This is a genomic window from Candidatus Eisenbacteria bacterium (genome assembly GCA_005893275.1).
Classification (GTDB): Bacteria; Eisenbacteria; RBG-16-71-46; order SZUA-252; family SZUA-252; genus WS-7.
This window is the reverse complement of sequence record VBOW01000044.1, coordinates 1-7,552: the sequence shown is the minus strand read 5'-3', so window position 1 is coordinate 7,552 and position 7,552 is coordinate 1. Positions and strand designations below refer to the sequence as shown.

Below are 7,552 nucleotides of genomic sequence, written 5' to 3'. Positions count from 1 at the left end.
CCAGACCCTCGTCGGTCCCCTCGTCGTCGTGCGCTATCGCGAGCGTATTGCGGCGGCGGGGAAGGGCAGTGTCGAACATGTGAGGGAGGGAGCCGAGATCATCCTTCCGGAGTCGCTGTCGATCCGCTCCAAAGTCCATGTCCAGACGCGGCAACGCGGGATCCACCGCGTGCCGGTCTTCCGGGCTACGACCGGGTTGGCCGCTGCGTTCACGTTGCCCCCGCGCCTCGGGATCTCGGACAAACGTCAGTTGGTGGAGGAGCCCAGGGCGGAAGTCGTGTTTGGAGTCTCGGATCCGCGCGGCATGCGCTCGGTGCCTGAGGTGAGGCTCCGTGGAGCGACCCTGGAGGCGCGGCCGGGCGTCGGCCTGGACTGGCTCAAGAACGGGTTCAGCGTGGCGCTTCCGCCCGAAGCGGCCGGCCGCCGCGTCCCGCTTGAAGTGAACCTCGATCTGATGGGCACCGATCGTCTCATGTTCCTCCCAGTCGGCGCCGTCACCGACGTCGAGCTGTCGTCCGACTGGCCGCACCCCAGCTTCGTGGGCGCGTTCCTTCCGGACGAGCGCAGCGTTTCCGCGCGAGGCTTCGAGGCGCGTTGGAAGCTGTCGCGCTTCGCAACCGGGGTCGACGACGTGATGGCACGGATCCGGGACAGCATGAGCCGCGGCGTTCCCGTCATTCCCGACGGCGGTGACGGGGAGCCAGGACTCCTCAGCGCCGATCTCGGTGTTCGCTTCGTCCAGCCGGTCGACGGGTACACCCAGTCCGAGCGCGCCGTGAAGTACGGCTTCCTGTTCGTGTTCCTGACCTTCGTGGCATTCTTTCTGTTCGAGGTGCTACGCCGGATGGCGATCCATCCGATCCAGTATCTCCTGTGCGGCGCCGCGCTCGCTCTGTTTTTCCTGTTGCTCGTCTCGCTCTCGGAGCATCTGCCATTCGCAGCCGCGTATCTTGTATCTAGCGTCGCGTGCGTCGGGCTCATCGCCTTCTATGTCGGGCACGTTATACGAAGCACGGCACGGGGGCTCGCGTTCGGGGGGCTGGTCGGGGCGATGTACGGCTTTCTCTACGTCATCCTTCAATCCGAAGACTACGCTCTGCTCCTGGGAGCCCTTCTCCTGTTCGCGGCCCTGGCGATCGTGATGGTCATGACGCGGCGCGTCGACTGGTACCGCCTCTCGGAGGAGTCACCGACTACGCGCTGATGCATGAGCGGACTCTGCGGCACGTATTAGGGGGGCCCGGGGCGAGAGTCGCAAACTTCCCTTCCACAGATTGGCCTTGACGCTGCCCTTTCCCGGTGCAAGGATGCGCGGCAAGGGGGAGTGAGGCGGCCTCCGTTTCGCCGGTTGGCAGCACCTTTGCCCCTTTCCAAAATCGAGACTTCGCCCCTAATGACTTGTCAGGCCGCACGCCCGAGTGGCGTGGTCTCGCCATCCTTCGCGCGCGGCAGCATCGGTGTCTCCGCTCGAGCGAGGACGGCTACGCTAGTGGGGAACGCTCCATGCGCCGGATTGGGATCGCGTTTCTCTCGATTTTGCTCTGGTGCGGCGCTGCCCTCCCGCTCCTCTTCATCCACACATCCCTCGCGGAAGACCTGACCGGTAAATCACTCAAGCCGGCCATCGGCGTCAAGTTCGGCATGGAATCCGCGCTTGGAACGCTCCTGGGCGGAACGCTGACGGGCGACATCAGCCACGTCGTCGTCAAGCGCGACGAGCCCACAAGAATCGTGCTCACCGTTTCCTACACGGGATTCCAGGGCGCGAGGCTCTGGTGTGAAGTCACCGGATCGGATCGGAAGCCGCTCAGGCCCGTGAAACGCTCAGCCGCGGAGACGCTGGAGGCGGCGGCGGGCGACGTGGACTGCCTCATCGAGCTGGATCCCAACGCGCCCGAAAACACCCGGGTGCGCTCGGAGTATGTGCGGGTGTGCGTGGCCAAGGCGGAGAAGTCGACACCGAGCTTCGTGAAGGCTTACGAGCTTTCGAAGCCGTGGCAGACTGGAATCCGGCCCGAGAATGTCCTGCTCACGGTGAAGCTCAAGCCGGTCGGGACCACGCAATCGTTGGGAGCCACACCCTCCTCGGCTCCGGTTCCTCCCCGCCTGGTTCTTTCCCCGGCCGCTGTCGGCGCCCTGCAGAGCCCGGGGCCCAGGCTGATCATTCGGAAGTCCGCAGTGCCGGCGACGGGAGGAACCGCGTCCTCCTCGCAGGCGATGACGGCACAGCCGTCCCCAGGCACGGCAGCAACGAGTTCCGGCGGAACCGGCGTCGCCGTCAACAACCGAATCCTGCTCGGCAATGCGAAACTCATGGCTCCCAACACCGCGGTCATCATGAAGACCGACACCGTGGTGAAAATGCTCCCCCCGTCCGCCACGGTCGCCCCGATCAATCAGAACCGGTTCGGTGTGCCGGCGGAAGACCAGAACCGCGGAGCCAAGGGCCCGTCGGAGATTCCCGTCGAGCCTCTGGCCGAGCTCCGCTCCGAGGACATCGACCTGGACGCCAGCCACGTGCTCGGCGTGTATCCGGCGTTCTACCCCGACCAGCAGCAGTCATCGGGAATCTTCTACTTCCTTCCCTATTCCTATTCGCTCCGCTGGACCGAGGACCAGGGGTACGACATGCGCATGATCTACTCGGCGACGGCGTCGGAGGGGCAAGCCGGGGAGGTCGCCATCGCCGCCCGGCTCGACGCGGGGCTCGGGATCCGCGAGCGCCAGATCGCGGGGGAGCTGATGGCGGCGTATGCGAAATCGCACGGGTTGCCCTACACCGCCCTCCGCGCGCTCCCGATCGACAGCATCTCGGTCTCTATCTCGGACGATCTCCGCCGCTACAACATCCCGCCCGACAAGATCGCGGTCACCGGTCTTTCCGATTTCCTCGGTCAGATCGATATTTCCTGGCTGGCCGATCCGGTTACAAAGGAAAATCTGCAGCAGGCGCTGGTGGAGGATGTGGGGATCAGCGGCCGCGTGACGCTTTTCCCCTCGGGGGGGAAGCTGCCGCCGATCGATGTGCCGCTCCGGATCCGGCTTGCGGACTTCGTCACCTTCGGTCCGTTCCGCTGGAACCGCGCGGAGATGTGGCGAAACCAGACGCTCTATCCGATCAAGCTCAAGTACCTGAACGCGCTGGTCCTCGACTCGTCCTCGCGTCCCATCGTGTACTCGTGGGACCTGTCGAGCACGGTCGTCCCTCCGCAGGGGCGCGCTCAGTGGGTGGCGGGCTCGGTGCCGGGATGGATCGAATCCCAGGCGAAACGGGTCTGGCTGGAATATGCCGTGGATGCCACGTGCGCGCCTTGCGACGAAACGGTGATCCGCTCGATCACGGGAGGCGTCTCGACCAGCGGCCCCTCGCAGATCACGTTCCATACGATCACACCCCTCGCGGACGCCGGCGGATATGAGATCGCAGCACAGGTGCGCTCGCGGTACTTCGATCCGCAATCCCATGACTCGCAGACTCGCACCGTCGTGCTCGCATCCGACGGGAAGGACTTCGTGCTGGGCCCCATCTATCTGGGGTCGCGCCAGGTGGGTGAGTCGGTGCCCGGCGATCCCCTGTTCGAATACTTCCTGACCCTCACGATGAAGGATGGATCCACCTACAGGGCGACTCGATGGATCCCGAGCGACGATCTCCGGCTGGCCATCGGAAGGCATCAGCTGGAAGAGGCGTTCGGGTCCCTGCCGGGGCCGGCGGGGTCGAGATGAACCGCGCGGCGTTACCGCTCGTCCTGTGTGTGACGGTTCTCGTCGGCCCGCTTCTGCCCGCACGGGCGATCGCCGCGCCGGACTGGAAGACGCAGCGCTCGGTGGGAACACTCACGGTCTACGCGGACGACTCCCGCCCGAACCGGTTCTATTACACCCCCGCGGAGATCGCGGTCATCACAACGCCCGATGGGAAGCCCGACTTCCATTTCCTCGAGACGCGCTACACGGGGAGCGCTGTGGCGCGCGATCGCGGGATGATTCTCCACAAGAGCCTCGTCACCTTCGCCGTGCGCCTCCCGCGCGTCCCGGCCGAAGAGCTGACGCGTGCTGCGCGCGAGCTGGGAGGCCCCGGCGCTCCGGCCGATCTGCGTCCCTTCCCCGTGAAGAAGATCGCGACCGCGCTCGTGTACGCCGCGATAGGCGGCGACACGACCTCCCTTCCGCCCGGCCGCTTCGAGGCGGCAGGCGAGGGGGAGGGGGCCGGCGGCACGTGGACGGAACGGGTCTACACCGTGGGATTGGATTCGCTGACCGCCCAGGCCTTCCGCGCCGCGCTCGAGAAGGACCAGGTCTATCTGAGTCTGGGGTACGCCTTCCTCGGCGACGCGCTCGCGTCCGACGCGGGGGCAGGAGAATTGACCGGCTCCCCCGCGATCGTGGAGGAGCTGAAACTCGCTCTGAGCGGTCCGCGCACGGGCACCGGGGGTGCCACCCTCGATTCGGTGCGCACCCACGTGATCCGCGCCGGGGCGATCGAGATCGGCCTGGATGTGAAGCGTTTCCCCGACCTCATGCGCCGCGTGGATCTCAACGACCGGGCGCCTCCGGGGTACGCGGCCCTCGACGTCTACTGCTACGACTTCAATAACGAGCTTCGGCCCGACCTCGCCGAAAAACGCGTCGAGATCGATGCCGAGGGCGTGGGTGGCAAGCGCGTGAAGCTCGAGACCGGGTTTCAGCGCGAGCAGTCGGATCTCTACTCCGCAAGCATCCGTTTTCCCGTCGCCGTCCGGCTGGATCGGCCATATCGCTACCGCACCCGCGAAGTGAAGCTGGACGGCATGGAACGCTCCAGCGCCTGGCGCGAGCGCGCGACCTGGTCCGAGATCCTCGATGTCACCACGCCGGCCAAAGACGCAGGCGTCCGTTCCATTCTTGGCCCTTAGCCGCGAGGTAACCCCGATGAAGCGAGCGCTTTTCGCCGTTTTGCTGCTCACCTTCGCCGGCCCCCGGTCGGCGTCCGCTCTGGTCAACTACGACAAGGGCTCGCGTGCGGTCCTGGGCGTCCAGCTCCTTCAGGACAGCGACGATCCCACGGCCTACTACTACCTCCCCCAGTTTCCACGACTCGCGATGAAGGAGGATTCGACCTTCGAATTCCTCTGCCTCAAGTACGTGGACCAAGCGGGAGGGACGAACGGCGGCTTGTTCCACGCGCTGGTCGAATTCACGCTGCCGGACCCCGTGGTCCGGAAGGTGGAGGATGCGCTCCGCGCCAAGGTCGCTGGTGCGCGCGTGCTCGGGCCGGTGCCGCTCATGCAGTCCATCAAGGACGGTGAGGATGGAATGGGCTCCTTCGAGGTCGTCTCGGCGGTGCTCTCGAACAAGGCGGAGGGAGGATTCACCCGCTCCGTCGTCACGTCGGGGCGCGCGCCGCTCATGCCCGGATCGAAGGCCGTGGTCGCCGCGCTCCTGAAACAGGAAGGCGCGACCCTCCTGTGGAATTCCCTAACCAGCCCCACCTCCGACATCTCCGTTGCGGTCCACGGTTACTACGAGGCCGCGGTCGAGGGATACAACGCGCGCATCACGGCCGATGTCTCGACCGTCTATCAGCACTTCAGCACGACCACGAACGTGCAGAGGGACTACACCAAGACCCAGCTCCGGCAGGCCGTGGACAATCTGCAGCGGGACGGCACGCTCAAGATCGAGGTGCTCGACCGCACTGCGGGGCTCGGCGTCAAGGCCGACGACATGGCCGGCGTGCTCCAGCTCGTGACCGACAAGCTGGTGGAGCTGATGTTCGACTCCAAGACCGGATGGGCCGCGGATCCGCAGCGTGAAGCCGCGGTCGAGGCGAACCAGATCCAGGGTCGGCAGGAGCGGGGCTGGTTCTCCAGCGTATTCGGCGGAAGCGAGGACACCAAGTACTACACCGACAACCAGTACGTGCTGAAGAACCGGAGGGACATCCGCCAGAACAAGTTCATCCTGAACCTGAGCAAGAAGTCGACCATCAAGGTTCCGCTGGATACTGCGGGAAACCTGGGCGGCCTATACAACGCGATGGGTCAGGACGAGCGTTACTTCCGCGTCGTGAATCTGGCCGACGCCGCCTTCGAATTCCGTCCCGTGTATTTCCAGGTCGACGGCGACTACATCGACTCCTTCCAGGACGCGCTCAACTTCGTCACGGTGAATTTTCGGAAGAACTACCCGGGCAAGGCTCCCTTCACGAAGGCGATCACGTTCAACCGCGCGGACGTCGAGGCGGGAAAGACCACACAGAACGTTGCCTTCCCCCGCCTCGGCATGACCACCGAGGACTGGACCGCGTACGAATACCAGGTCCGCTGGAGCCTGCGCGGAGGGCCGACGGTCTCGGTGCCGGCGAGCCAGGACCGGTGGACGAAAGGCTCCGATGCGGCGCTTTCCCTGACCCCTCCGTTCGAGAAGCGGGTCGTGGAGATCGAGGCAGACCGCTCCCTCTTCGGGGATCGTGGCATCGCGACCGCTGTGGTCGAATTCGCCACCATCCTGGCCGGAAAACCGCGTGTCATGAAGCGGGTGACGCTGCGGGCGGCCGACACGACCCCGACCTCGAAGATCGCGCTGATCCATGACAAGGATTCCCAGGTCGCCTACCGAGTGACCTGGCACGCGAAGAACGGCTCGAAGGAAGGGAAGCTGGAGATCCTCGATTCCGACTACCTCTTCCTCACGCCGCCGGAGACCCTGGGCTCGACGGGAACCGTGGCGCCGGGGGCGCCGGGGGTCGGTCCGTGACGCGACACGCCTCCGCCCTCATCATCATGGCCGCGGCGCTCTTAGTGCCCCGAGGCGCTGACGCGCAGCAGGTCCTGATGGATCGCGGCGTGCGCGCGGCGGGGCTCTGGTGCTTCCCCGTCGCCCGCGATTCACTCCAGTACGTCTACCTTCCCGCGGGGGCGCGGCTGGCCACGGACGATCAGGGCCGACCGCAGTTCTCGTTCGTGCGCTACGTGGTGAACGCGACCGCGGACAGCGCGCGCGCGGCGACCATCACCGAGGCCAAGGGGGGAGGCATTCTCACCTTCCTCGTGCTCCTCGACACGCCGCAGTCCCTCATCCGGGATGCGGAGAGAGCGCTGCGGGAACGGTACAAGAAGAACGAGATCGTGATCCGGGGCCCAATCGTGTTCCAGGAGGGCCGCTACACCCTCGTCTCCTCCATCTTGAAGAGCGCCTCCGCGGGGTCCGCCAACGCCGAAGGGGGACCGGTGACGGAGAAAATCGAGCACGCGGTCATCGCGACCGGGCGCGCGCCCGTCCTCGAGGGAAACCGCCTCGCGCTCTCCTTCGACCTGGATCCGGAACGCGCCTCGCTCCTCATGCAAAGCTTCCAGATGAACACGCCGGATGTTTCCCTGGTGTTCGACATGACCTTCGAAGGATTGTCGGAAGCGTACGACGCCGATCTCACGATCGACTGGTCCGAGGTGAAGCAGAGCAGTGCGTTCAAAGCCGGAGGCACGGTCTACTTCATCGGCGCCGACGTGGCCCTCGCCTTCGACGAGATGTTCAAGAAGCACGCGATCCAGCTGCGATCGAGCGGGTCAGA

Annotated in this window: 5 protein-coding genes; all 5 read left to right on the top strand. The window is 65.7% G+C overall.

Going from position 1 to position 7,552, the window contains the following annotated elements; translation table 11 throughout:
- Positions 1-1,204, top strand: a 1,204-nt coding sequence (locus tag E6K76_09215) for a cell envelope integrity protein CreD (protein ID TMQ57959.1), incomplete at its 5' end; no start/stop codon positions are given.
- A gap of 299 nt (positions 1,205-1,503) precedes the next feature.
- Entirely contained in the window at positions 1,504-3,726 is a 2,223-nt protein-coding gene (locus E6K76_09210; GenBank protein ID TMQ57958.1) for a hypothetical protein, read from the top strand.
- Positions 3,723-4,895: a hypothetical protein gene (locus tag E6K76_09205; GenBank protein TMQ57957.1), complete on the top strand. Its 1,173-nt coding sequence runs from the start codon at positions 3,723-3,725 to the stop codon at positions 4,893-4,895. The genes E6K76_09210 and E6K76_09205 overlap by 4 nt, the downstream gene beginning before the upstream one ends.
- Positions 4,896-4,911: 16 nt before the next feature.
- Positions 4,912-6,738 carry a hypothetical protein gene (locus E6K76_09200; protein ID TMQ57956.1) on the top strand — a complete coding sequence of 609 codons (1,827 nt, stop codon included), beginning with the start codon at positions 4,912-4,914 and terminating at the stop codon, positions 6,736-6,738.
- Positions 6,735-7,552, top strand: an 818-nt coding sequence (locus E6K76_09195) for a hypothetical protein (protein ID TMQ57955.1), incomplete at its 3' end; no start/stop codon positions are given. The genes E6K76_09200 and E6K76_09195, both read left to right, overlap by 4 nt.

Coding starts and splice junctions, on each gene's coding strand:
- E6K76_09210 (TMQ57958.1), top strand. CDS start 1,504: ATGCGCCGGATTGGGATCGCGTTTCTCTCGATTTTGCTCTGGTGCGGC.
- E6K76_09205 (TMQ57957.1), top strand. CDS start 3,723: ATGAACCGCGCGGCGTTACCGCTCGTCCTGTGTGTGACGGTTCTCGTC.
- E6K76_09200 (TMQ57956.1), top strand. CDS start 4,912: ATGAAGCGAGCGCTTTTCGCCGTTTTGCTGCTCACCTTCGCCGGCCCC.